24 protein-coding genes are annotated in these 22590 nt (G+C 69.4%); 10 read left to right on the top strand and 14 right to left on the bottom strand.

Going from position 1 to position 22590, the window contains the following annotated elements; genetic code table 11:
- A partial coding sequence (locus NAM01S_RS36835; RefSeq protein ID WP_255284342.1) for an AfsR/SARP family transcriptional regulator occupies positions 1 to 1290 on the bottom strand: 1290 nt, incomplete at its 3' end.
- Between the two features lie 100 nt (positions 1291 to 1390).
- Between NAM01S_RS36835 and NAM01S_RS29180 the strand changes: the two genes are divergently transcribed.
- The 3 genes from NAM01S_RS29180 (at position 1391) to NAM01S_RS34465 (ending at position 3743) form a co-directional block, all read left to right on the top strand.
- On the top strand, positions 1391 to 1849 hold the full coding sequence (locus NAM01S_RS29180) for an SRPBCC family protein (RefSeq protein WP_067791372.1): 459 nt from the start codon (positions 1391 to 1393) through the stop codon (positions 1847 to 1849).
- 9 nt (positions 1850 to 1858) lie between these two features.
- Positions 1859 to 2728, top strand: coding sequence for a 1,4-dihydroxy-2-naphthoate polyprenyltransferase (locus NAM01S_RS29185; RefSeq protein ID WP_067791374.1), 870 nt, complete (start codon positions 1859 to 1861; stop codon positions 2726 to 2728).
- Positions 2729 to 3059: 331 nt separating this feature from the next.
- Positions 3060 to 3743 (top strand): DUF3558 domain-containing protein, encoded by a 684-nt coding sequence (locus NAM01S_RS34465; RefSeq protein ID WP_169810919.1) that lies wholly within the window; start codon positions 3060 to 3062, stop codon positions 3741 to 3743.
- Positions 3744 to 3874: 131 nt separating this feature from the next.
- Here NAM01S_RS34465 and menE read toward each other — a convergent pair whose 3' ends face one another.
- From menE to NAM01S_RS29205, 3 genes are all read right to left on the bottom strand, one after another.
- Positions 3875 to 5008, bottom strand: coding sequence for an o-succinylbenzoate--CoA ligase (gene menE, locus NAM01S_RS29195; RefSeq protein ID WP_067791480.1), 1134 nt, complete (start codon positions 5006 to 5008; stop codon positions 3875 to 3877).
- Between the two features lie 313 nt (positions 5009 to 5321).
- Positions 5322 to 5714, bottom strand: a complete 393-nt coding sequence (locus tag NAM01S_RS29200; protein ID WP_067791377.1) for a VOC family protein — start codon at positions 5712 to 5714, stop codon at positions 5322 to 5324.
- A gap of 16 nt (positions 5715 to 5730) precedes the next feature.
- Positions 5731 to 6624 (bottom strand): 1,4-dihydroxy-2-naphthoyl-CoA synthase, encoded by an 894-nt coding sequence (locus tag NAM01S_RS29205; protein WP_067791379.1) that lies wholly within the window; start codon positions 6622 to 6624, stop codon positions 5731 to 5733.
- 102 nt (positions 6625 to 6726) lie between these two features.
- Here NAM01S_RS29205 and NAM01S_RS29210 point away from each other — a divergent pair, with 102 nt between their 5' ends.
- From NAM01S_RS29210 to menD, 3 genes are all read left to right on the top strand, one after another.
- A complete protein-coding gene (locus NAM01S_RS29210; RefSeq protein ID WP_084483405.1) occupies positions 6727 to 7443 on the top strand; it encodes a PaaI family thioesterase in 717 nt (238 codons plus the stop codon).
- Positions 7444 to 7530: 87 nt separating this feature from the next.
- Positions 7531 to 7977 (top strand): DUF6918 family protein, encoded by a 447-nt coding sequence (locus NAM01S_RS29215; RefSeq protein ID WP_067791381.1) that lies wholly within the window; start codon positions 7531 to 7533, stop codon positions 7975 to 7977.
- A 357-nt stretch (positions 7978 to 8334) separates the two neighbouring features.
- The gene (gene menD / locus NAM01S_RS29220; protein WP_067791383.1) at positions 8335 to 9975 is read left to right on the top strand and encodes a 2-succinyl-5-enolpyruvyl-6-hydroxy-3-cyclohexene-1-carboxylic-acid synthase; all 1641 of its coding nucleotides are present in this window, start codon (positions 8335 to 8337) and stop codon (positions 9973 to 9975) included.
- A gap of 8 nt (positions 9976 to 9983) precedes the next feature.
- Here the strand turns inward: menD and NAM01S_RS29225 are convergent, their stop codons facing one another.
- On the bottom strand, positions 9984 to 10229 hold the full coding sequence (locus NAM01S_RS29225) for an Rv3202a family protein (protein ID WP_067791484.1): 246 nt from the start codon (positions 10227 to 10229) through the stop codon (positions 9984 to 9986).
- Positions 10230 to 10348: 119 nt separating this feature from the next.
- Positions 10349 to 10585 (bottom strand): DUF8836 family protein, encoded by a 237-nt coding sequence (locus NAM01S_RS29230; RefSeq protein ID WP_067791385.1) that lies wholly within the window; start codon positions 10583 to 10585, stop codon positions 10349 to 10351.
- Positions 10586 to 10732: 147 nt separating this feature from the next.
- On the opposite strand from NAM01S_RS29230, the gene NAM01S_RS29235 reads away from it, so the two are divergent.
- Positions 10733 to 11320 carry a TIGR03086 family metal-binding protein gene (locus tag NAM01S_RS29235; RefSeq protein WP_067791387.1) on the top strand — a complete coding sequence of 196 codons (588 nt, stop codon included), beginning with the start codon at positions 10733 to 10735 and terminating at the stop codon, positions 11318 to 11320.
- A gap of 33 nt (positions 11321 to 11353) precedes the next feature.
- Here NAM01S_RS29235 and NAM01S_RS29240 read toward each other — a convergent pair whose 3' ends face one another.
- Positions 11354 to 11992, bottom strand: a complete 639-nt coding sequence (locus NAM01S_RS29240) for a TetR/AcrR family transcriptional regulator (RefSeq protein WP_067791389.1) — start codon at positions 11990 to 11992, stop codon at positions 11354 to 11356.
- Between the two features lie 113 nt (positions 11993 to 12105).
- Between NAM01S_RS29240 and NAM01S_RS29245 the strand changes: the two genes are divergently transcribed.
- On the top strand, positions 12106 to 13140 hold the full coding sequence (locus NAM01S_RS29245; RefSeq protein WP_067791390.1) for an aldo/keto reductase: 1035 nt from the start codon (positions 12106 to 12108) through the stop codon (positions 13138 to 13140).
- Positions 13141 to 13209: 69 nt separating this feature from the next.
- Here the strand turns inward: NAM01S_RS29245 and NAM01S_RS29250 are convergent, their stop codons facing one another.
- The 4 genes from NAM01S_RS29250 to NAM01S_RS29265 form a co-directional block, all read right to left on the bottom strand.
- Positions 13210 to 17427, bottom strand: coding sequence for a bifunctional nitrate reductase/sulfite reductase flavoprotein subunit alpha (locus tag NAM01S_RS29250; protein WP_253799403.1), 4218 nt, complete (start codon positions 17425 to 17427; stop codon positions 13210 to 13212).
- Between the two features lie 141 nt (positions 17428 to 17568).
- Positions 17569 to 18273 carry a demethylmenaquinone methyltransferase gene (locus NAM01S_RS29255; protein ID WP_084483406.1) on the bottom strand — a complete coding sequence of 235 codons (705 nt, stop codon included), beginning with the start codon at positions 18271 to 18273 and terminating at the stop codon, positions 17569 to 17571.
- 102 nt (positions 18274 to 18375) lie between these two features.
- Positions 18376 to 19518, bottom strand: coding sequence for a glycosyltransferase family 4 protein (locus tag NAM01S_RS29260; RefSeq protein WP_218018477.1), 1143 nt, complete (start codon positions 19516 to 19518; stop codon positions 18376 to 18378).
- Between the two features lie 114 nt (positions 19519 to 19632).
- Positions 19633 to 20097 carry a MarR family winged helix-turn-helix transcriptional regulator gene (locus NAM01S_RS29265; RefSeq protein ID WP_067791398.1) on the bottom strand — a complete coding sequence of 155 codons (465 nt, stop codon included), beginning with the start codon at positions 20095 to 20097 and terminating at the stop codon, positions 19633 to 19635.
- A 65-nt stretch (positions 20098 to 20162) separates the two neighbouring features.
- Here NAM01S_RS29265 and NAM01S_RS29270 point away from each other — a divergent pair, with 65 nt between their 5' ends.
- The gene (locus NAM01S_RS29270) at positions 20163 to 20528 is read left to right on the top strand and encodes a cupin domain-containing protein (RefSeq protein ID WP_067791400.1); all 366 of its coding nucleotides are present in this window, start codon (positions 20163 to 20165) and stop codon (positions 20526 to 20528) included.
- A gap of 66 nt (positions 20529 to 20594) precedes the next feature.
- Here the strand turns inward: NAM01S_RS29270 and NAM01S_RS29275 are convergent, their stop codons facing one another.
- The gene (locus tag NAM01S_RS29275) at positions 20595 to 21062 is read right to left on the bottom strand and encodes a DUF3592 domain-containing protein (protein ID WP_067791486.1); all 468 of its coding nucleotides are present in this window, start codon (positions 21060 to 21062) and stop codon (positions 20595 to 20597) included.
- A gap of 40 nt (positions 21063 to 21102) precedes the next feature.
- Between NAM01S_RS29275 and NAM01S_RS29280 the strand changes: the two genes are divergently transcribed.
- A complete protein-coding gene (locus tag NAM01S_RS29280; protein WP_067791402.1) occupies positions 21103 to 21609 on the top strand; it encodes a DUF2505 domain-containing protein in 507 nt (168 codons plus the stop codon).
- A gap of 55 nt (positions 21610 to 21664) precedes the next feature.
- On the opposite strand, the gene NAM01S_RS29285 is transcribed toward NAM01S_RS29280, so the two are convergent.
- Together NAM01S_RS29285 and NAM01S_RS29290 are read right to left on the bottom strand one after the other, a co-directional pair.
- Positions 21665 to 22108, bottom strand: a complete 444-nt coding sequence (locus NAM01S_RS29285; RefSeq protein WP_067791404.1) for a VOC family protein — start codon at positions 22106 to 22108, stop codon at positions 21665 to 21667.
- Positions 22109 to 22163: 55 nt separating this feature from the next.
- Positions 22164 to 22583: a helix-turn-helix transcriptional regulator gene (locus tag NAM01S_RS29290; RefSeq protein ID WP_067791407.1), complete on the bottom strand. Its 420-nt coding sequence runs from the start codon at positions 22581 to 22583 to the stop codon at positions 22164 to 22166.
- Positions 22584 to 22590: the final 7 nt, after the last annotated feature.

Below are 22590 nucleotides of genomic sequence, written 5' to 3' on the forward strand. Positions count from 1 at the left end.
TATCGCGGCGGCATTGCCAGGCCCGTTCGCGGCAGCACCAGCCGGTCCGTTCGTGGGCGGACCGGCCATCCCACTTGCGGCGGCACCGTGCGGTCCTGTCGCGGCGGCATTGCCCGCGCTCGAGGCGGCACCGGCTGGCCCGTTCGCGGGCGGACCGGCCACCCCACTTGCGGCGGCATCGCCGGGCCCGTTCGCGGGCGGACCGGCCACCCCACTCGCGTTGGCGTCGCCGGGCCCGTTCGCGGCCGGACCGGCCACCCCACTCGCGGTGGCGTCGCCGGGCCCGTTCGCGGCCGGACCGGCCACCCCACTTGCGGTGGCGTCGCCGGGCCCGTTCGTGGGCGGACCGGCCAACCCACCCGCAGCCGCACCGCCCGGCTCGCTCACTCCGGCTCCGCCCAGTCCGGTTGCGACAGCGCCGCCCGGCCAACTCGCGCCAGCACCGCCCGGCCAACTCGCGCCAGCACCGCGCAACTCACTCGCGGTCGGACCGCCGATGAGCTCACCGCGCAGGATGGCGGTGTTCAGCTCGACCAGCGCGCGGCCCGGGTCGGCGCCGAGGTGGTCGGCAAGGCGGGTGCGGAACGCCGCGAAGGATTCCAGCGCCTCGTTCGGGCGATCGGCTCGGGCGAGCAGGCGCATGAGGTCGAGTTGGGCGGGTTCGTCGAGGGGGTCGGCGGCGCAGCGGTGGCGGGCGAGGTGCAACGCGCCGTGAATGTCGCCGCTGGCCTCGCGTGCCGTCAGTCCGACCGCGTCCAGTTCGGTCGCCAGCGAACTCGCGGTCCGAATCAGTTCCTCCGCGAGTTCGCCAGCGGGCAGGTCAGCCCCGGGCTCGCCGCGCCACAGCGTTCGGGCCGTGCGCACGGAATCGAGGCAGGCGGCGAAATCCGCGGTCGCGAGTTCACGGCGGGCGCGGGCCAGCAATTCGCCACCGAGCGTCAGGTCGACCTGTTCCGGTGCGAAGGCGAGGCGGTAGCCCGCGGGGCCGATCTCCAGCGCGCCGGCGGGCAGCGCCGAGCGGAGCCTGGAGACCTGGGTGTGCAGCGCGTTCATCGGCGAACGCGGCGGCCGCTCGGCCCACACGTCCTCGATCAGTGCCGGTGCGCTGCGGCTGCGGCCCGGTCGCAGCGCTAGCGCGGTGAGCAGCAGCCGGGAGCGCGTGCCGGGTACCGGTGTGAGTGCATCGTCGCGGCGCAGGGCGACCTCACCGAGAAGGGCGACCACAACCGATGCGCCGGCGGGCGTAGCGGTGGGATTCGGGCCGTCGGGGCCGCGCCGATCTGGAAACATGCCGCGGTCATCGTATGCGAGCGCCCCGCCGAGGCCGACACCGTTTTCCCACGCGGTCTGTCGACGCGCCACTCGCGGCGTCAGCCCCTACGCTGTCCGCATGGCTGACTTCGAAGTGGTCCGGCGCATCGTCATCTCGGCCCCGCCCGCGCGCATCCACGCGCTCATCGACAACTTCCGGGAGTGGACCAAGTGGTCCCCGTGGGAGGACGTCGACCCGCAGCTGCAGCGCACCTACTCCGGCGCGGAATCCGGCGTCGGCGCGCACTACGCCTGGAGCGGCAACCGCAAGGCGGGCGCGGGCAGCATGGAGCTGGTCTCCGACGACGAACGCGAGATCGGGATCCGGCTCGAGTTCCTCAAGCCCTTCAAGGCGGCCAACGACGTCGTCTTCGAGCTGAACCCCACCGAGAGCGGCGCCACCGAGGTGGTGTGGCGGATGAGCGGTCAGCAGCACGGCCTTATGGCGCTGCTCGGCAAGGTGATCTCGATGGACCGGCTGGTCGGCAAGGACTTCGACAAGGGACTCACCCGACTGAAGGCGGCAGCCGAAGCCTAGGCTGCTTTCATGGCTACAGCAGCGCAATGGATCGAGGGCGCACGGCCCCGCACCCTGCCGAACGCTATCGCTCCGGTCATCGCGGGCACCGGGGCCGCGGCCTCGCTCGACGCCGCGGTGTGGTGGAAAGCCGTTCTGGCGCTGCTGGTCTCGCTGGCGCTGATCATCGGGGTCAACTACGCCAACGACTACTCCGACGGCATCAGGGGAACCGACGACGAGCGCGTCGGCCCGCTGCGGCTGGTCGGGTCGAAGCTCGCCTCGCCCGCGGCGGTCAAGAACGCCGCGATCCTGAGCCTGGCCATCGGCGCCGTTCTCGGCTTGGTCCTCGTCGCGACGACGGCCTGGTGGCTGCTGCTGGTCGGCTTGGCCTGCCTTGCGGGCGCCTGGTTCTACACCGGCGGCAGCAAACCGTACGGCTACAGCGGTTTCGGTGAGCTCGCGGTGTTCGTGTTCTTCGGGTTGGTCGCCGTGCTCGGCACCGAGTTCGTGCAGGCCGAGCGGGTCGACTGGGTGGGTGCGGCGCTCGCGGTCGCGGTCGGCTCGTTCTCCAGCGCGGTGCTGGTGGCCAACAACCTGCGTGACATCCCCACCGACACCGAATCCGGAAAGACCACGCTCGCCGTCAAACTCGGCGATCCGCGCACCCGCACCCTGCACCTCGCGCTGCTCGCGGTGCCGTTCGTCGTCACCTTGCTGCTGGTGATTCGCACGCCGTTCGCCCTCGTCGGCCTGCTCGCCGTCCCGCTCGCGGTGCGCGCCAACGCGCCCGTGCGCTCGGGCGGCAACGGCCTGGAACTGATTCCTGCGCTGCGCGATTCCGGCCTCGCCCTGCTGGTCTGGTCGGCGTTGACGGCGTTGGCACTCGGTTTCGCCTGATCCGAAGCGGGTCCGCCCGGAGGATCACGGCTCGACCAATTGTCGTCGAGGTCACTTCGAAGCCCGGCACCGAACCTCGGCAAACCTCAGTACGACTTCCGAGTCGAATTCCTTGGCGCGAGCCATGTTTCGAAATCGTGCCCTATTGCGACCGATCGGTCAAATATGTGACCATGAGCGCCGTCACGCGCACCCGCTGACAGCTCGACCACAGAACAGGGCACCTGATGAAGAAATGTTGTTGTCGCAGGCATGACGGCGTCGAGGGCCTCCGCGGATGACGAGTAGAGCGACGTCGCTCGGAATCGCGGCGATGGCCTGTGGCGCGGTCATGCTGCTCGCCGGGTGCGGCGGTACGTCCGTCGACAGCTCGCAAACCCCCAGCGGTACCACGTCCTTAGCGGCGTCCAGCACCACATCGGCGGCCGCTCGGGACGAAGGCGGGGCCAACCCCGCCACACCCGACAAGGGCGATACCGAATCGAATGGGCCCGCGCCAACGCAAGCCGAAGACAAGCCGCCCGCGCCAACGCAAGCCGAAGACACGCCTCCCACGCCCACCAAGCCCGAAGACAGTTCTCCGGCGCCCACCCCGGCGGAGTCCCGGTTCTGGGATCCCTGCACGTTACCCGAATCCGATCTCACCGCAGCGGGATTGAACACCGCGACGAAGGAACGCATCACCGACGCGACCTATCCGTCCTGGCAGATGTGTCGTTGGAAATCGGCCGATCAGACCTTCAGCGTGGTGATCGCCGCCTCCGATCGCACGATCGACGATCTGCTGGAGCCAGGGGCGGTTCACGATGTCCGGCGGACGGAATTCTATGGCAGGCAGGTGGTCCAATACCGATACGTGGCGGACACACACAGGCAGACCTGCGATATCGGCACCCCGGCCGAATACGGCAGCATCGTGTTCGCGGTGCGCAACATCCGCGTCCAGACCGATGTCGGCAACCCCTGCCAGGATGCGAACCGCCTCGGCGCGGCGCTGTTCCGATCGCTGCCCTGACCGACTTCGTCGCGCAGAGGGTTTCGGCTTCTGCCGGTGAACCTGACAGGCGTATGCGGACGATCCGTCGCGCCGTTTCGCACGCCTCGCTGAGATCGCTCCGCGAGGCGTGCGAAGAGTCCGTACGGACCTCAGTTCGGAGATTGCGCGAGCAACAGCTGGCGAAGCTTCGCCCGGTTGGGCTTCCCAGGTCCGTGCAGCGGCAGTTCGTCCAGCAACGCGAGTTCGCGCGGCGCGGCGATGGCATCGAGCTCGCGGACGACGTGGTCGCGCAACTCCTCGAGCGTCGGAGTCGCCCCGGCCGTTGGCACCACCGCGACCGCCACGCGCTGACCGAGCCGCTCGTCGGGTAGGCCGAGCACCACGCACTCGCTGATCGACGGGTGAGTGACCAGCACGGCCTCCACGACCTGCGGAATGACCAGCAATCCGCCCGTCATGATGGCCTCGTCCAGCCGTCCGGTGATGTGCAGGACGCCGTTCTCGAACGTTCCCGCGTCCTCGGTGCGGAACCAACCGGGTTCGGCGAACGCGGGGTGGTCGGGCTGGCCGCGGTAACCGCGGGCGATCATGGCGCCGCCGAGCAGGACGCGACCGTCTTCGATGCGCACCTCGGCGCCGTCCAGCGGGACGCCTTCGTAGACGCAGCCGCCGCAGGTCTCGCTCATACCGTAGGTGCGAACGACGTTGATACCGGCCGCTTTCGCGCGCTCATAGACCGGAAGCGGGGTGGCAGCGCCGCCGACGAGCACCGCGTCGAGTTCGGCGAGCGCCTCGGCCGCACCGGGCGCGTCGAGAGCCTTGATGAGCTGGGTCGGCACCAGTGCGGTGTAGCGGCGCGTGCCGCGCATGCCCGATACCGCACCCGCCAGCGCCTCGGGCAGGAAGCCGCCGGAGACGTCGAGCACGGTGGGTTCGGTGCCCGCGAGGATGCTGCGCAAGAGCACCTGGATGCCGGCGATGTGGTGGGTGGGCAGCGCGAGCAGCCAGGCGCCGGGGCCGCCGAGCCGGTCGTGTGTCGCGGTGCCGCTCGCGCGCAGGGCCGAGGCGCTGAGCATGGCGCCCTTGGGCACCCCGGTGGTGCCGGAGGTGGTGACCACCAGCGCCACGTCGTCGTCGATCGTCTCGCCGGGGGAGAGCGCGTCGCTGAGCCGACGGGCCTCCCTGCGGTCGCTGGTCGGGATGGGCAGCCACGCGGGGCCGTTGCCTTCCAACGCTTCTCGCAGATGCGGCAGCACGTCACCCAAACCGGATCCGGTGGGCATCGGCAGCGTCCGCAAAGTGTTGCTCACGACCGCACCTCGCTCGGTTCCATCACGACAGCGATCGTGTCATGCCCGCGCCGCCGCGCGCGGAACGGGTCGGTTTGCTGGGGCGGCGCGCGCGGAGTGCGGCCGCCCCGAAGGAATGGGGCTCGGATAGGCCAGACATCGAGACTGCGATTCACTCGTCGGACGGGACGCGGACGGTGGTCGCCCGGACATCGGCGGCTGGGCGGCCGTTAGAGCGCAATCGTCCTCGCCGGGACAGCCCTTGGCAACTCGGCATTCGGACCCCGGTCCGCTCGTTACGCCGTGATCAGTCGTCCGACCAGCGGGAATCCCGGCGAATCGGATGTTCGGGCGGAATCTCCACGAGTACGATCGGCACGCCGTCCGGGTCCCGGATCCACATTTCGATCAGTCCCCACGGCTCCCGCTGGGGTGCCCGATCGATGGGGATTCCCTTCAGCGCGAGCTCGGCGGCGGCGTCGGAGGCATCCCGCACCTGCAACCAGATCCCGCCGCTGAAGGCCGTCGAAGTTCCCGTTCCACCGTGCCCAGCGACCTCGACCAGCGACTGTCCAGCGAAGAAAACGGTTCCACCTGGATACTCCCTGGCGATCGCGAGACCGAGCCCGTCGCGATAGAACTCGAGCGTTTTCGCGTAGTCGCCAGGCCGCAGAATCACCCGGCTGCTGAGGATCTCCATGTGGCCAGTCCCTTCGTCAGAAGTACCAGGGGTAGGGCGTCCAGTCCGGCTTGCGCTTCTCCAAGAACGCGTCGCGACCTTCGACGGCTTCGTCGGTCATGTACGCCATGCGGGTGGCTTCGCCCGCGAACAACTGCTGGCCGACCAGTCCGTCGTCGAGCAGGTTGAACGCGTACTTGAGCATGCGCTGGGCCTGCGGGGACTTGCCGTTGATGTCGGCGGTCCACTCCAGGGCGACGTCCTCGAGCTCGGCGTGGTCGACGACCTTGTTGACCGCGCCCATCTGGTGCATTTCCTCGGCGGTGTAGGGGCGGCCGAGGAAGAAGATCTCGCGGGCGAACTTCTGGCCCACCATTTTGGCCAGGTAGGCGCTGCCGTAGCCGCCGTCGAAGCTGCCCACGTCGGCGTCGGTCTGCTTGAACATGGCGTGCTCGCGGCTGGCCAGGGTCAGGTCGCACACCACGTGCAGGCTGTGCCCGCCGCCCGCGGCCCAGCCGTTGACCAGTGCGATGACGACCTTGGGCATGAAGCGGATGAGGCGCTGGACCTCCAGGATGTGCAGCCTGCCCGCGCGCGCCTGGTCGACGGTGTCGGCGGTCTCGCCGCTGGCGTACTGGTAACCGCTGCGGCCGCGAATGCGCTGGTCACCGCCGGAGCAGAAGGCCCAGCCGCCGTCCTTGGGGCTCGGGCCGTTGCCGGTGATCAGGACCGCGCCGACGTCGGAGGTCATCCGCGCGTGGTCGAGCACCCGGTAGAGCTCGTCGACGGTGTGCGGGCGAAACGCGTTGCGCACCTCGGGGCGATCGAACGCCACCCGCACCGTGCCCTGCTCGATATGGCGGTGGTAGGTGATGTCGGTCAGATTCTCGAATCCGGGGACCGGTCGCCACAGCTTGGGATTGAACGTCACGCTTGTGATTATTGCCCGCGGCGAAAGATCCGGTGCCAGCGACTTCCGTGCGCCACCGAGCCGAGGACTTGACGGTGTAAAACTACGCGTTACCGTGCAGGTATGAGCGAGCGTGTGAAACCTGTTCCAGATAGTGCCGCCGAATCGGGTGCGCAGCGTTCCAACGGGACGGCGATCCGCCCGCGCATCGACCGCAGCGCGGTGGACGAGGACCGGTACGAGAAGCACGGTGGCTTCCCGAAGGTGTCCCGCGCGCGGATCGGTTCGAATTTCGGGCCTTTCGTCGAGGCCATGCGCACGTTGCAGGATCTGGCGGTTTCCGTCGACGCGCCGGACGAGGTCTTCGGTGAAGCGCTGGCCAAGGCGCGCGAACTCGCCGAACTGCTCGAGCCCTATCGCGCACCGGAATTGCAGGGTCCGGCCGGACGCGCGGTGGAGCTGCCCGGACGCGGCAGTCTGTTGCTGCTGCCCTGGCAGGTGGTTTCGGCGGGGCCGGACGGCATCACCATGACGGGCGAGTTCCGCCGATTCCATCTCGGCGGCAACGGCGCGGCGCACGGTGGCGTGCTTCCGCTGCTGTTCGACGACCTGCTCGGCATGATCGTGCACTACGCGGGCAGGCCGATCAGCCGCACGGCTTATCTACACGTCAACTACCGCAAGGTAACTCCGCTGGAGCGGACGCTGACGGTGTGCGGACGCGTCGATCGCATCGAGGGCCGCAAGACCTTCATCACCGCCGAATTACGCGATGAGCAGGGCGATTTGCTCGCCGATTGTGAAGGGCTGATGGTGCAGTTGCTGCCGTGGCAGCCGTGAGCGGAAAGTAGCTCGTGTGACCGCGCGCACCAGTGCGTATAGTGGCGTGCGCTCGTTCATCGACATCTATTTCGGAGGAACCTGAAAGTGGTTGCAGCACTGTCTGAATCCCTGCTCGACGACGCGAAGCGCTCGGCCTTCCTTGCCGATGCCAAGGAGGTTCTGGACGCCGAGGTGTCGGATAAGGGTGGCGCGTCTGGCCTGGCGGTCAAGGGCGGCTACGCGGCGGTGAAGAAGATCAGCCCGTCCATCGTCCCGGACGCGCTGGAGTCGTTGGCCCCCAAGCTGGTCGAGCAGCTGGAGCCGTTCTGGCAGGAGTACAAGGCCTCGGGTTCGGGTCAGTTCGCCGACCTGCTCGTCGCCAAGTCGGACGAGGTCGCCGAGGCGTTGCTCCAGGTGACCGACGCCCGCGCCGAGTCCTCCTCGCGCCCCGCCCTGCAGAAGGTGTACTCCTCGATGCGCTCCTCGGCCAAGAAGAACGTCATCGAGGCCCTGCCGCGCCTCGGCGACCTGGTGCAGCGCCACGCCAACTGATCACGCGCAGCGAGCGCACGCCGAGTTGCGACCGATCGAACTCGGCGTGCGACCTCGCCCACAGCATGACCCCGCCGCACATCGGCGCAGCGCCCCGAACGCCGAATCAGCGTCCGCACAGCGCGCTGAAGTCCAACCGCTCGATCCCGCCCTCCCAACCACCCCGAGGGCGAGTCTTACGAGCCCGTTCGCGGCCGTCTCGCTTCCGAGCGGTCGAAGCGCATGCGACGAAGTCGCGAGTCTCGACCGCTCGGAAGCGAGACAAAAGGGGCCGCGAACCCGCGCGCGCCAGCGCGCCAACAACACTGTGACCAGGGTGACGGAGACGGCGGGGACACTGTCTGAGAGGCTGGTGACGTGAACCCGTCTACCGCTCAGGCCCGAGTAGTCGTCGACGAACTCGTGCGCGGAGGTGTCCGCGATGTGGTGCTGTGCCCCGGCTCGCGGAACGCTCCGCTGGCTTTCGCGCTGCAAGCCGCCGACGCGGCCGGGCGGCTGCGGCTGCACATGCGTATCGACGAGCGGACCGCGGGCTTTCTCGCCATCGGTCTGGCGATCGCGGGCGGCAATCCGGTCCCGGTGGTGATGACCTCCGGCACGGCCGTCGCGAACCTCGGTCCCGCGGTGCTGGAAGCCAACTACGCGCGGGTTCCGCTGATCGTGTTGAGCGCCAATCGGCCCTACGAGATGCTCGGAACCGGCGCGAATCAGACCGTCGAACAACTTGGCCTGTTCGGTAGCCAGGTGCGCGCCACCATCAGCCTCGGGCTGGCGGAGGACGAGCCGAGCGGCAATGGCAGCGGCCCGTACGGTCAGCAGAACAGTGTGTGGCGCTCGGCGGTGTGCCGGGTGCTCGCCGCGGCCCGGGGCACGCGGTCGGGCAACGCGGGTCCCGTCCACTTCGACATTCCGTTGCGCGAGCCGCTGGTGCCGGATCCGACCGCCGACGCCGGTCCGGAGGGTCGCGCGGACGATCGGCCATGGACCGCGACGCAGTACGCGACGCTGGACGTGCCGCTGGACATCGATTTGACCCCGGACACCGTGGTGATCTCCGGGCACGGCGCCGGCCTGCGTCCCGAGTTGGCCGAGCTGCCGACCGTCGCGGAGCCGACCGCCCCCATGCACGGCCCCGCGCTGCATCCGCTTGCGCTGCCGCTGCTGAAGCCGAAGCAGGCCATCATCACCGGGCGGCCGACCCTGCACCGGCAGGTGTCCAAGGTGCTCGCCGACCCGTCCGTGACGGTCTTCGCGCTGACCACCGGCCCGCGCTGGCCCGATGTGTCCGGCAACGTGGTCGGCACCGGAACCCGTGCGATCACCACGGGAGCGCCGAGCGCGGAATGGCTCGCGCACTGTCGCGCGGTGAACGCCAACGCTCAGCAGGTCGTGCGTGACGCGCTGGCCAAGCATCCGAAGCCGACCGGCCTGCACGTGGCGGCGGTCGTGATGGACGCGCTGCACGAGGACGATCAACTGCTGCTCGGCGCGTCCAATCCGGTGCGCGACGCGGCGCTGGTCTCGCATCCGCGGCCCGGCATCAAGGTGCTGTCGAACCGCGGCGTCGCCGGTATCGACGGCACGGTGTCGACGGCGGTCGGCGCGGCCTTGGCGCACGGCGGCCGCACCGTCGCGCTGATCGGCGACCTGACCTTCCTGCACGACGCGTCCGGGCTGCTGATCGGGCCGGGCGAGCCGCGGCCCGCCGACCTCACGATCGTGGTAGCCAACGACGACGGCGGCGGCATCTTCGAGCTGCTCGAACAGGGCGATCCGCAGTACGCGGGCGTGTTCGAGCGCGTCTTCGGCACACCGCACGGCATGGATCTCGCCGCGCTGTGCGCCGCCTACCGCATCCCGCACCGGCAGGTCGATACCGAGCAGCTGGCGGCCGAGCTGGCCGAGCACGCGCACGGACTGCGGGTGCTGGAGGTGGCCACGGAGCGGTCCAGCCTGCGCGAGCTGCACGCGGCTGTGCGGGCCAAGATCGCGCCCTGAGCTACCGGCTATTCGGTGTCGTCGCGATCCTCGTCGTCGAGCGGCACGGGAATGGCCTGCTCGATGAGGTCGGCCTCGTTCGCGGACCACACGTCGCGATCGACCGCGCTCGGCGCCTCGCGTGCGACGGCGGTTTCCGCGACGGCCCGGTCGTCGGTATCGGCGTCGTCCGTTTGGTAAGCGGGCGTGGACTGCTCGACGCGGTCGGCCTCCGGCGCGTCGTCCAATGTGCGCGGCGTGCTGCGATCGATCATCGTGTGCTCCTCTCCGCTGGTGCTCTCCCGCACGGGGTATACCCAGTTCAGGGCGCGGGCAACAGTCCGACGGCATCGAGATTGCCCCGCCGGCGAGTTTCCCGCAACCGGCGTCGTCTTCATTCCCCCTCGACGGCCGCGCCCCCGTTCACCGGATGCTCCACGAGCGCGAGAGTCCGCCCGGCCATGAACCGCGCCGTGCGGACCGCGACGCCGGTCCGCGTCACCTCGCTGACCTCGACCACCCCGCGCGCGATGCGCACCTCGACCCGCCGACCCGCACGCGTCGCCGCGATTTCGTAACTTCGAGAGCCGTCGCCGACGTCGACGACGATCTCCACCCGATCACCCTTCATCTACCAATTCTCCTCTTTTCCAGGGCTTTTCGCCGTTACGAGTTGGTCGCGGACGACGTCGCAGCCCCGTTCCCTCGGCACCGATGAATTCCGCGCGCTCGCCGGGTCTCAACTGACGCAGACCTCTCACATCCGGCAGGAGACCCGATGACCCCCACGTTCGATTTCGAGCCCGCCGCCACCGCACTGGAAACCGTGGTCGCGGGCATCGCCGACGACCAGCTCGCCGCACCGACGCCCTGCGCCGACACGACCGTGGCCGCGCTGCTCGAACACGTCCTGGAACTGACCGAGGCGTTCCGGCAGTCCGCGACCAAGGAATCCGTCGGCAACAGCACCCCGCCCGCCCTCGAGCACGACTCGAAGCTGCCCGACGACTGGCGCACGCGTATCCCGGCCCAGCTGAAGGCCCTCGTCGCCGCGTGGCGGGAGCCGGACGCATGGGAGGGTGAGACCGAGGCGGGTGGCGTGCGCGAAGCAGCGATCGTGATGGCGGTGATCGCGCTGGACGAGGTCGTCGTGCACGGCTGGGACCTGGCCAAGGCCACCGGCCAGCCGTTCAGCTGCACCGAATCGCACGCGGCGATCCTGTTCGACTTCCTGCGCGAAACCCCGATGTCCGGAACCCCCGGCCTCTTCGGCCCCGTGGTCGATGTGCCCGCCGACGCACCCCTCCTCGACCGTGTGATCGGCCTGACCGGTCGCGACCCGAACTGGTCGGCCCAATCCGACTGAAGGTGTCCGCCAGCCGCCCGGGCAGACCAAATGTCACCTTCGGTCGGGACTTGCCGATCGGTCCGTGACGAAAGTGCCTGCGGCGACCGCATCCAACGCCGCTTGGGCCGCGGAATCGGCGGCCGCCTCGTCGATCGGATCGCCGCTGGCCAGCAGGCGGTAGTAGAGCGGCGCGGAGACGGCGGAGAGGACCGCCCGCGGATCGGTGCCCTCGGGCGCCTCGCCGCGCGCGATCCCGTCCTCGACGCACGGCGCCCACTCGGTGAGGCGGATGTCGTAGAAGCGGCGCAGCGCGGCCGCGGTGACGGGATCGTCGGTGGCGGCGGCGATCACGGCTTGGAACAGGCGGCCTTGGCGCGGATCGGTCAGCGTCTCGGCGACCAGTCGCGCGTTGGCCGTGAGATCGCCGCGCAGCGATCCGGTGTCGGCGCGCGGCACCGACTGCTCGGCCATGTCGGCGAGCAGGTCGGCCACGAGCCCGGCCGGGGTGCCCCAGCGCCGATAGACGGTGGTCTTGCCGACCCCGGACGCGGCGGCGATCTCCGCGAGATCCAGTGTGGCGAAACCGCGTTCGGCGAGGAGATCACCCGCGGTGCGCAGGACGGCCGCGCGGATGCGTGCGGTGCGCCCACCTGGGCGAACCGAGCCGGGAGCGGGCTCTTCGGATGTCATAACGGAACTCCAGTTTCATTTGTGGCGAGCGGGGTGTACTGTTCCAAGTGTTAACGGAACTATAGACCCTTTAGGAGGGCCGTCCCATGAACCTTCGGTCAGAGAACTCACCCATGGAGTACCGGCGGCTCGGCGCGTCGGGTCTGCTCGTCCCGGCCCTGAGCTTCGGAGCGGGCACCTTCGGCGGACGCGGCGAACTGTTCGGCGCGTGGGGCGACACCGATGCCGAGCAGGCGCGTCGGCTCGTCGACATCAGCCTGGAAGCGGGCGTCACGATGTTCGACACCGCGGACGTCTACTCCGACGGCGCCTCGGAGGAAGTCCTCGGCGCGGCCATCAAGGGCAGGCGGGACCGGCTGCTGCTGTCCACCAAGGCGAGCCTCCCGACCGGGCCCGGACCCTACGACGCCGGCTCGGGCCGGGCACGGCTGATCGGCGCGGTCGAGGGCTCGCTGCGCCGCCTCGGCGTCGATCACATCGACCTGTTCCAGCTGCACGCCTTCGACGCGCACACCCCCGTCGAGGAGGTCCTCGCCGCGCTCGACGATCTGGTGCGGGCGGGCAAGATCCGCTACCTCGGCGCCTCCAACTTCGCGGGGTGGCAGCTGATGAAATCCCTTGCCGCCGCGGACCGCAACGGCCTGAGTAGGTACGTCGCGCACCAGGTGTACTACTCGCTGGTCGGCCGCGACTACGAGTGGGAACTGATGCCGCTCGCGCAGGATCAGGGCGTCGGCGCGGTCGTGTGGAGCCCGCTCGGCTGGGGCAGGCTCACCGGCAAGATCCGGCGCGGACAGCCGCTGCCCGCTGGGAGCAGGCTGCACCAGACCGCCGAGGCGGGGCCGCCCGTCGACGACGACGTCCTCTACGACGTGGTTGACGTGCTGGACGAGATCGCCGCCGAGACCGGCAAGACCGTCCCGCAGATCGCGCTCAACTGGCTGCTCGGCCGCCCCACCGTCGCGACGGTCATTGTCGGCGCGCGCAACGAGGAACAGTTGCGCCAGAACCTCGGCGCGGTCGGCTGGCGCCTCGATCAGGACCAGATCGCCCGCCTGGACAAGGCGAGCGCCACCACGCCGCCCTACCCCTACTACCCGTACTACCGCCTGCCGGACTTCACCCGACTCAACCCGCCCGCCGTGTAGTTCGGGATGCGCTCGAACGAGAATGCGGCGCAGGCGGATTCGCGACGCGTTGGGTCGACGCGCGGCGGCTCAGTAAACGTCGCGCACGTAACGCTTCTCGGCGACGAGCTGCTTGCGGAACGCCAGCGCGCCGTCCTCGTCCAGCTTTCCGTGGATGCGGGCGATGGCGAGCAGCGTGTCGTCGACGTCCTTGGCCATCCGCGCCGCGTCACCGCAGACGTAGAAGTGGGCGCCGTCGCGGAGCCACGACCACAGCTCCGCGCCGTGCTCGATCATCCGGTGCTGCACGTAGATTCGCTCCCGCTGATCACGGGAGAACGCCAGATCGAGGCGGGTGAGGAAACCGGTGCGGAACATGTCCTCCAGCTCCGCGCGGTAGTAGAAGTTCTGTGCCGCATGCTGTTCGCCGAAGAACAGCCAGTTGCGGCCGGTCGCGCCGAGCGCCCTGCGCTCCTGGAGGAAGCCGCGGAACGGTGCGATGCCGGTGCCCGGCCCCACCATGATCATCGGTGCTGTCGGGTCCAGCGGCGGCCGGAAATGCGGTGCGCGCTGGAGGAAGATCGGCACCGTCGCATCGCCAACCCGGTCGGCGAGGTAGGTCGAGCAGACCCCGCCGCGCCGGGCTGTCGCGCCCGCCGGTTCGCCGTAGCGCACGACGCCGACCGTCAGCTGCACCTCGTCCGGGCTGACCAGCGGACTCGACGAGATCGAATACTGGCGCGGCTGGAGCTTTTTCAGCGCGCCGAGCCATTCCACCAGGTCGGCGCGCACCGGGAAATCTCGCAGCACGTCGACGGCCTGGCGGTCCCACAGGTAGCCGTCGAGTTCGTTGCGGTTGTCCCTGCGCAGCAGTTTGGCGAGCTGGTTGCTGGCATTGCGGTCGCCGATGAAGCTCAACAGATCGTGGCTGACCTTGGTGATGTCGTACCGGGTGCGCAGCGCCTCGGCCAGCGGCATCTCCCGGTCGTCGACCTCGATCACGCGCCGCCCGTCCAGGCCGGTGGCGGCGAGCCACTCCTCGACCAGCGACGGACAGTTCGACGGCCAAACAGCCAGCGAATCGCCCACCTCGTAGCCCGCGTCCACGCCGCGCAGGTCGAAACCGAACTGGCGCACCTCTTTCGGTGATCCCGCAAGCGAGAGCAGTTCGTTGCGCGCGAGCGGCGCGGCCACCGGCGCGTTGCGGGTGAACGGTGCGGGCGCGGTCCGCGGTGAGCGCGCGGGAGCAGGGGCCTCGGGCCTGGTCAGCACCATGGTGCCGCCGCCCGAACTCGCGGAGCGGACCGATAGGCGCGCGCCCGAACCGCCCGCGGGAGCAGGGCCGTCACCGTCGTCGGGGCCGTCGTTCCCGCCGCCGTCGTTCCCGTCGTCGTTTCCGCCGCCGAACGCGCCGAGCACGTCGTCGAGCCAGCGACTCGCGGGGTCCTCGTAGTCGGGTTCGCAGTCCACCCGCGGCAGCAGCCGGGTCGCGCCGCGCTCGGCCAGCTTCTCGTCCAGTTTGCGGCCGTGCCCGCAGAAATCGTCGTAGGAGGAGTCGCCGAGCGCGAGGACCGCGTAGCGCAGGCCGGTCAGCCGGGTCGCGCTGTCGGTCAACCTGGCCCAGAAATCCGCGCCGTTGTCGGGCGGGCCGCCGTTGCCGAAGGTGCTGCTGATGAACAGCGCGTCGCCGGTCAGCGCCGCGATATCGCAGGAATCCATGTCGAACAGCCGTGGCGCGAAACCGGATTCGGCAAGTCGCTCGGCCGCCGCGGCGGCGAACTCTTCGGCGTTGCCGGTCTGCGAGGCCCACAGCACCGTGACGGGCCGCTCCTCGGCGGCGGGGGCGGGGGACTCGGCGGTCAGCGCGCCGCGCGAGTACATGCCCGCGAGCAGGCCGTCGATCCAGAGCCTGCTGCGGGTGGACAGCGGCGCGGTTTCCGGAAGCACCGGCTGCCCGACGACCGGAAGCGAGTGCAGCGCGGCAAGATACCCGCTGAGGTAGATCTGTTCGGTGTCGCTGAGCGTCGGCGCGACACCGGTGTCCAGGCCGAGCATCACCGCGAGCGGATGCGCACCGTTCGGTGCGGAAACCGGCTCGGGCACAGGCGTTTCGGCCTGTTTCATCGGGGCGACACGGCGCAGCGAGACGGCGCACTGCTTGAACTCGGGCTGGAGCGACGCCGGATCGACGGCGTCGTTGGTGACGGCGTTGATGGTCAGGTACTCACCCTGTTCGTCGTTCCAGTGGAACGGCGCGAAGCAGTCGCCGGGCCGGACCCGGTCGCTGATCTGCACCGGAAGCACGGCTCGCCCACGGCGGGAGGCGATTTCGAGCTGATCGCCGGGACGCACGCCGAGCCGTTCGGCGTCGCGCGGATGCACCTCGAGGAACGGCTGCCCGTTCAACTTCGTGAGCTTGCCGATCTTGCCGGTCTTGGTCATGGTGTGCCACTGGTGTTGCAGGCGACCGGTGTTCAGCAGGAACGGGTAGTCGTCGTCCGGCATTTCCTCGGGAAGCATGTGCGGGCGCGGCCAGAACACCGCCCGCCTGTTCGCGGTGGCGAACGCGAGCCGCGGACGGTGCCCCGCCTGGTCCACGAAGAGTTCCTGGCTGACGCCGTCGTTCAGGTAGCGGATCGGGTTGCGGCGCTTGCCTGGCTCGGCGCACGGCCACTGCATCGGGCCCTCGCGCAGCGCGTCGTAGCTCATGCCGCGCAGGTCGTAACCCGTCGCGGGATTGGCGAACCGCTGGATTTCGGCGAAAACCTCGGCGCTGGAGGAGTATTCGAAGCCTGGGAAGCCCATGGCCGTGGCGACCTGCGCGATCAGCAGCCAATCCGGCCGCGCGTCGCCGAGCGGGTCGACGGAGCGCTGCAACAGGGTGACGTTGCGTTCGGAGTTCACCGACACGCCCTCGGCCTCAGCCCAGAGCGTCGCGGGAAGCAGCAGGTCGGCGTAGGCGTTGGTGGCCGATTCGGTGTAGGCGTCCTGCGCGATCACCAGCTCGGCGGCCTCCAGCCCCGCGATCACCGTCTTCCGATTGGACACGGACGCAACGGGATTGGTGCAGATGATCCACGCGGCCTTGATATCGCCCTCGGCCATGCCGCGGAACATCTCGATGGTGCCCGGCCCTGCCTCGGTGCGAATCGTGCCGGGCTCGACGCCCCAAGCCGTCTCCACGAAGGCGCGGTCCGCGGCCGAGAGCAGCGAGCGCTGGCCGGGCAGGCCGGGGCCCATGTACCCCATCTCGCGCCCGCCCATGGCGTTCGGCTGACCGGTCAGCGAGAAGGGACCGCTGCCGGGGCGGCAGATGGCGCCGGTGGCCAGGTGCAGGTTGCAGATCGCGTTGGTGTTCCAGGTGCCGTGGGTGGACTGGTTGAGTCCCATCGTCCACAGCGTCATCCACTCGCGCGCTTCGCCGATCCAGCGCGCCGCGGTGCGGATGTCCTCTTCGGCGAGGCCGGTGATCTCGGCGACCCGCTCGGGCGGATAGTCGGCGAGGAACTCGGGCATGGCGTCCCAGCCCTCGGTGTGCTCGGCGATGAAGGCCTCGTCGATGTCGCCGTTGGCGACGAGCAGGTGCAGCAGGCCGTTGAGCAGCGCGAGGTCGGTGCCGGGGCGCAGCTGGAGGAACAGGTCGGCGCGCGCGGCGGTGTCGGTGCGGCGCGGATCGGCGACGATCAGCTTGGCGCCCGCCTTCAGCCGATCGGCCATCCGCAGGAACAGGATGGGATGGCAGTCGGCCATGTTCGCGCCGGTGACGAAGAACAGGTCGGCGTGCTCGAAGTCGTCGTAGGAGCCGGGCGGCCCGTCCGCGCCGAGCGACTGCTTGTAGCCGGTGCCCGCGCTGGCCATGCACAGCCGCGAGTTGGCCTCGATGTGCACGGTCCGCAGGTAGCCCTTGGCCAGCTTGGTGGCCAGGTACTGCGCCTCCAGCGTCATCTGGCCGGATACGTACAGCGCGATGGCGTCCGGCCCGTGCTCGTCCAGGATGGCGCGCAACCGGTCGGCGGCCTCGCGCACGGCGGCGTCGACGGCGATCGGCATCGGTTCCCGACCGCGCTCGGGTCGCCGGTAGGCGGTGGTCATCCGGCCCGGCGTGCGCATCAGTTCCGCGTGGGTGGCGCCCTTGGTGCAGAGCCTGCCCGCGTTCGCCGGATGCAGCTTGTCGCCGCTGACCTTCGCGATCACCGGCGCGCCGTCCGGGCCCGACGTGGTCTCGACCGTGATGCCGCACCCCACGCCGCAGTACGAGCACGCCGTTCTGGCGGTGCCCGGCGCGGGGCTGCTGGCTGCGTCCGACATGTCACCGATCATGCGGAACGTCGATTGCGCGGGATTTACCCAACGTTATCGCCAGGTGACAATTCTCCTCACCGCTCCCACTCGCGGCTGTGAGGTGTGTTTTTCGTCACCTTTGCGCAGGTCAGCGGCTTGCGGCGCCGTTCAGCCGAGCTTGTATCCCCGGTGCAGCGCGACGACGCCGCCGCTGAGATTGCGCCACTTGACCGTCGACCACCCCGCCTTGGCGATCCGCATGGCCAGCTGCCGCTGATTCGGCCACGCCCGGATCGACTCCGCCAGGTACACGTAGGCGTCCGGATTGCTGCTGACCGCCCGCGCCACCCGCGGGAGCGTCTTCATCAGGTACTCCATGTACAGCGTGCGGAACACCGGAAAGATCGGTGTCGAGAACTCGGCGACCACCAGCCGTCCGCCCGGCTTGGTGACCCGCAGCATCTCGCGCAGCGCCAGATCGGGATCGGAGACGTTGCGCAGCCCATAGGAGATGGTCACCGCGTCGAAGGAGTCGTCCGCGAACGGCAGGGCCATGGCGTCACCCGCGACCATCGGCACATTGCGGAACCGGCCCGCGGCGAGCATGCCCTTGGAGAAGTCGGTCGCCACGCACCAGGCGCCGGACTTGCCGAACTCCAGGGTCGAGACGCCGGTTCCCGCCGCGAGGTCGAGTACCCGCTCGCCCGGCCGTAGCCCGAGCGCTTTGCGGGTCGCCCAGCGCCAGTAGCGGTCCTGACCCGCGGAGATCACGGTGTTGGTGAGGTCGTATCGCCTGGCGACCCCGTCGAACATCGCTGCGACCTCGCCCGGCTGCTTGTCCAGGGAAGCTCGACCTGCATGCGTTTGCGCCACGCCAACGACCTTAAGCGACTGTCCGTTACGGACCCGCGTGTACCCGATCACAGCGCGCTGTCCGGTGCGTTGCATTCGGGTTCGAGCGGTGCGCTCCCGGGGCTACGCCGTATTCGAAAGGCGGAAATCCCGGCCGGTGACATCGGCGTAGTGACCCATCAGGTCGTCGCACACGGCGGGCCAGGTCCGGTGCAGTACGGACTTGCGTGCGGCGCCGGCGAATCGGGCGCGCAGCGCCGGGTCGCGCAGCGCGGCCACGGCGCTGGGCAGCAGTTCGGTGAACCGGTCGACCGGGAGCAGATAGCCGTTGCGGCAATGCGCGACGAGGTCGCGCGGACCGCCCGCGTCCGGCCCGATGACCGGGACACCGGAGGCCAGCGCCTCCTGCACGCCCTGGCAGAAGGTCTCGTGCTCGCCCGCGTGCACCATCACGTCCAGGCTCGCGTACGCCTGCGCGAGTTCGTCGCCGCGGAGTTCGCCGGTGAACACCGCGTCCGGCATGAGCTGGGCCAGCCGGTTACGTTCCGGGCCGTCGCCGACGATCACCAGCTGAATGGTGGGATCGCCCGCGAGTACCGCCAGCCGCTCGACGTGCTTCTCCGGCGCAAGCCTGCCGACGAACCCGACGACGAGTCGCTCGTGCCCGCCGAGCCAGCGCTCGCGCAGTTCCGCGCGGTGCGCCGACGGGGTGAACCTGGCGATGTCCACGCCGCGACCCCACCGGTGCACCCGCGGGATGCCGTGCCTGGCCAGGTCTTCGGCGGCCGCGCGGGAGGGCGCCAGCGTGCGGGTCGCGCCCTCGTGGATGCGCCGCGTCCACGCCCAGGCCGCACGGCTGGCCAGCCCGAGCCCGTAGCTTTGCGCGAAGCCCGCCACGTCGGTCTGGTACACCGCGATCGTCGGCAGATCCAGGCGCAGCGCCGCGCCGAGGCCACCGGCGCCGAGCAGGAACGGGGAGGCCAGATGCACCAGGTCGGCGTCGAATTCGGCGATCGCGGCGGTGATCCCTGGCTGCGGCAGCCCGACCGGCAGCGAGCTGACCTTGGGCACCATGACCGCGGGGACCCGATGCACCGGGAAACGGCCGTATTCGCTTGCCGCTGCGGGCAGTCCGCGGGGTGTATCGGGCGCGATCACCAGCGCCTGGTGTCCGAGTTCGTCCAGGTGATCGAGCACACGGAGGACGGAATTGACGACGCCGTTCATGTTCGGCAAGAAGGACTCCGAAACGATGGCTACGCGCACCACCTCAGCGTGACCCGTGCAGCGCGCGCCGCAGCCACGCGGACGTGAAGCGCGTGGAAAGTTCCGGCGAACTCCTAGCGCTGTCGCAGACAGTGGACGGGACACCGGCATCCGTCAAAACAGCGCCCGAAGTTGCGGGTCCGCCAGTCGCTCTTCGGTCGCGACCGCACCGAGCACCGCGCGCAGCGTGCTCAGCGCGTCCGAACCGAATTCCCGCACCAGGCGCTGTTCCCGATTCCGGTGGAATCGCCTTGCCGCGGCGAGGGCGGCGTTGCCGCGTTCGGTGAGGTAGAGCAGTTTCGCGCGGCCGTCGGCCGGATCGGGGCGCCGCTCCACGTAGCCGCGCTGCCGCATGTCGTCGACGATCTGCGCGGCGCCCTGCTTGCTGATCCCGAGGCGTTCGGCGAGCTCGCTGACGTTCATCGGCCGCTTGGTCAGGCAGCGGAACACGTACCCGTCGGAGCGGCCCATGTCGTCGAAACCCTGCTCGGCCAAGGACGTTCGCAATTCGACGACGAACTGTTCGTAGGCCAGCCCGAGCAGGATGCCGAGATCCGGGTCTTGCGGAGTGGATGCCATGCCGCCATGATAGACAAGCCAACTTGATCAAGCTGGCTTGTCTATCTCTTCTCGCAGGAGTGGCTATGCACGTCATCAAGGCCGCCGAAGCGCCGCGCTTCGAGCTACCCGGTGTCGAATTCAGCGCCATGGCGGCCCCGAGCCGCGGTTCGGCGGACGTCTGTACCTGGCGGCTCACCGTCGCGCCGCACCACGTCGGCGACGCGGCGCACGTCTTGGACCGCGACGAGGTCTTCATGGTGCTTTCCGGCGTGCTGGAGGTCAGCGGTCAGCGGCTCGGCGCGGGTGATGTCGCGATCGTGCCCGCGGGCGCGCCCATCGCGGTGGGTAATCCGGGCGACGAACCGGCCGTCGCGCACGTCGCCATCGCCGCCGGATTCCAGGCCACCATGGCCGACGGCAGCAAGCTCAGCCCGCCGTGGGCGCAGTGAATCCATCCGGCCGCCGAACTCCGGCGCGCGGTGGCGGACCAAGTCGGCGTGCGGCGGCGACCCAGCTCAGCGTGCCGCGGCCACGGTCACCTTCGGCTCGCGCCTGCCCGCGCGGACGATCAACCACAGCGCGGGCAAAGCCAACGCCCACACCACCACGATCACCGAGAGGGCGGGCTGGATGGCGACCCGGACGTCGCGGCCCGCCACCCGGACCAGATCGGGATCGCTGCGGCTGTACTCGACATTGATGCGCTCGCCGGCGGTCAGGTTGGTCGGGTACAGCACGCCGACCTTCGGATTGTGCGTCTCACCATCGGGTGTGACGTAGATGACCGCCGAACGCAACCGGCCTGCGGAAAGCACCTCGCCGGTGGTCACGCCCTTGTCGGAACTGATCAGGTAGTCGTTGCGCCAAGCGGCGAGCACCAGCAACACCATGAGCACGCTGACGACCGTCGCGGCGGTGAGTACGCCGATCCTCGCCCGCCGCAGGCGGACGGTCCGCCTTTCGGACTGGCTGGTTTCCGACACCGCCACAGGCTACCGACCACCTCGACTAGCGTGTGCGGCCATGTCCCGAAAATTCAGCTTCACCGTGCCCTACGCCGTCCCGGTCGAAGATCTCCACCGGGCACTCACCACCGACGACGCCTGGCGCGCCCGTTTCGCGAACGCCGAGACCGCGACACTCGAGCTGTCGCATCCGGGTGGCGCGGGCACCATCCGCATCCATATGACCGAAAAGGCCCGCAAGGACAAGATTCCCAGCATCGTCGGCAAGGTACTGAAGAACGAACTGGTGCTCTCGCGCATCGACGACTGGCAGGCATTGGACGGCGAGATCGCCAAGGGCGTCTTCCAGGCGAGCACCACGGGCGTCACGAGTGAGATGTCGGGCTCTTTCGAACTGCGCCCCACCGCAGAAGGGTGCGAGATCGACGTCGTCGGCACCGTCACGGTCAAGGTGTCGCTAGTCGGCGGCGCCATCGAGCCGCTGGCCGAGCAACTGTTCCACCGGGTGCTCAACAGCGAGCGCAAATTCTTCGAGGAGTGGCTCACCGCGGAGGCGACCGCCTGATCCGGTCCGTCGAATCGGGCGCCCCGCGTCGGGCGCCCGATTCCGTTCCGGCCCGTCACCGCGCGGCGAAGTCCTTCGGATCGAATTCCTTCTGTTCCACCAGCACCAGCCAGTTGCCGGAGTTGTCCCGGATGATCGCCTCGGTGCCGTACGGCCGTTCGGCGGGCGGCTGGATGAACTCGACGCCCTTGGCGGTGAGCTCCTCGAAGGCCTTCTGACAATTCTCGGTCCGCAGACCCAGCGCGCCGTGCGTGCCGTTGGCCAGCGCCCGGCGAACCGCCTCGGCCATGTTCTCGTCCAGCGGCGGACCGGGGATCATCAGCGTGACCTCCAGTTCCAGGTGGTCCGGGTGCGCGATGGTCACCCAGCGGAAGCCGTTCTCGCCCATGGTGACGTCGCCGGTCTCCACGAAACCGAGCTTGTCGATGTACCACCGCTTGGCCTCGTCCTGATCGGTGACGTACACGGTGACCAGGGAGATGTTCGAAATCGTCGTCATGTGCCCAGGCTATGGGCGGCCGCCGCGCTGTGGCTTCTCCGAAATTGCGGTGTCTTCACGGCTGTCCGCGGTCGGACAGTCCGTGCATGAACACGTAGCAGCCGGGAATGCGCGGCGCGCCGTCGGCGAACTTCGCCTGGTACTCCGACGGGGTGACGCCGATCAACTGGCGGAACTTGGAACTGAACGAGCCGAGGCTGGCGTAGCCGACCATCATGCAGACCTCGGTGACCGTCAGGTTGGTGGCGCGCAGCAGATCCTGCGCGCGTTCGATGCGGCGTTCGGCCAGGTAAGCGGCCGGGGTCCTGCCGTACACCGCCGCGAAGGCACGCAGGAAGTGGTACTTGGAAACCCCTGCGGCGGCGGCCAATTCGTCCAGGTTCAGCGGGTCGGCGTATTGCCGATCCGCGAGATCCCGCGCCTTGCGCAGGTGCGGAAGGAGGTAGAGCGCGGGCAATCCGCGTGGTTCGCCCATCGCGTGC

It is taken from the genome of Nocardia amikacinitolerans NBRC 108937 (genome assembly GCF_001612615.1).
Taxonomy (GTDB): domain Bacteria; phylum Actinomycetota; class Actinomycetes; order Mycobacteriales; family Mycobacteriaceae; genus Nocardia; species Nocardia amikacinitolerans.

Excerpts from the sequence above, each read along its gene's own strand:
- NAM01S_RS29265 (WP_067791398.1), bottom strand. The coding sequence starts at position 20,097 with ATGGCATCCACTCCGCAAGACCCGGATCTCGGCATCCTGCTCGGGCTG.
- NAM01S_RS29180 (WP_067791372.1), top strand. The coding sequence starts at position 1,391 with ATGGCTGACTTCGAAGTGGTCCGGCGCATCGTCATCTCGGCCCCGCCC.
- NAM01S_RS29240 (WP_067791389.1), bottom strand. The coding sequence starts at position 11,992 with ATGACATCCGAAGAGCCCGCTCCCGGCTCGGTTCGCCCAGGTGGGCGC.
- NAM01S_RS29200 (WP_067791377.1), bottom strand. The coding sequence starts at position 5,714 with ATGGAGATCCTCAGCAGCCGGGTGATTCTGCGGCCTGGCGACTACGCG.
- menE (WP_067791480.1), bottom strand. The coding sequence starts at position 5,008 with ATGCCCACCGGATCCGGTTTGGGTGACGTGCTGCCGCATCTGCGAGAA.
- NAM01S_RS34465 (WP_169810919.1), top strand. The coding sequence starts at position 3,060 with ATGCTGCTCGCCGGGTGCGGCGGTACGTCCGTCGACAGCTCGCAAACC.
- NAM01S_RS29280 (WP_067791402.1), top strand. The coding sequence starts at position 21,103 with ATGTCCCGAAAATTCAGCTTCACCGTGCCCTACGCCGTCCCGGTCGAA.
- NAM01S_RS29225 (WP_067791484.1), bottom strand. The coding sequence starts at position 10,229 with ATGATCGATCGCAGCACGCCGCGCACATTGGACGACGCGCCGGAGGCC.
- NAM01S_RS29185 (WP_067791374.1), top strand. The coding sequence starts at position 1,859 with ATGGCTACAGCAGCGCAATGGATCGAGGGCGCACGGCCCCGCACCCTG.
- NAM01S_RS29285 (WP_067791404.1), bottom strand. The coding sequence starts at position 22,108 with ATGACGACGATTTCGAACATCTCCCTGGTCACCGTGTACGTCACCGAT.
- NAM01S_RS29290 (WP_067791407.1), bottom strand. The coding sequence starts at position 22,583 with ATGGGCGAACCACGCGGATTGCCCGCGCTCTACCTCCTTCCGCACCTG.
- NAM01S_RS29245 (WP_067791390.1), top strand. The coding sequence starts at position 12,106 with ATGGAGTACCGGCGGCTCGGCGCGTCGGGTCTGCTCGTCCCGGCCCTG.
- NAM01S_RS29250 (WP_253799403.1), bottom strand. The coding sequence starts at position 17,427 with ATGTCGGACGCAGCCAGCAGCCCCGCGCCGGGCACCGCCAGAACGGCG.
- NAM01S_RS29230 (WP_067791385.1), bottom strand. The coding sequence starts at position 10,585 with ATGAAGGGTGATCGGGTGGAGATCGTCGTCGACGTCGGCGACGGCTCT.
- NAM01S_RS29235 (WP_067791387.1), top strand. The coding sequence starts at position 10,733 with ATGACCCCCACGTTCGATTTCGAGCCCGCCGCCACCGCACTGGAAACC.
- NAM01S_RS29210 (WP_084483405.1), top strand. The coding sequence starts at position 6,727 with ATGAGCGAGCGTGTGAAACCTGTTCCAGATAGTGCCGCCGAATCGGGT.
- NAM01S_RS29270 (WP_067791400.1), top strand. The coding sequence starts at position 20,163 with ATGCACGTCATCAAGGCCGCCGAAGCGCCGCGCTTCGAGCTACCCGGT.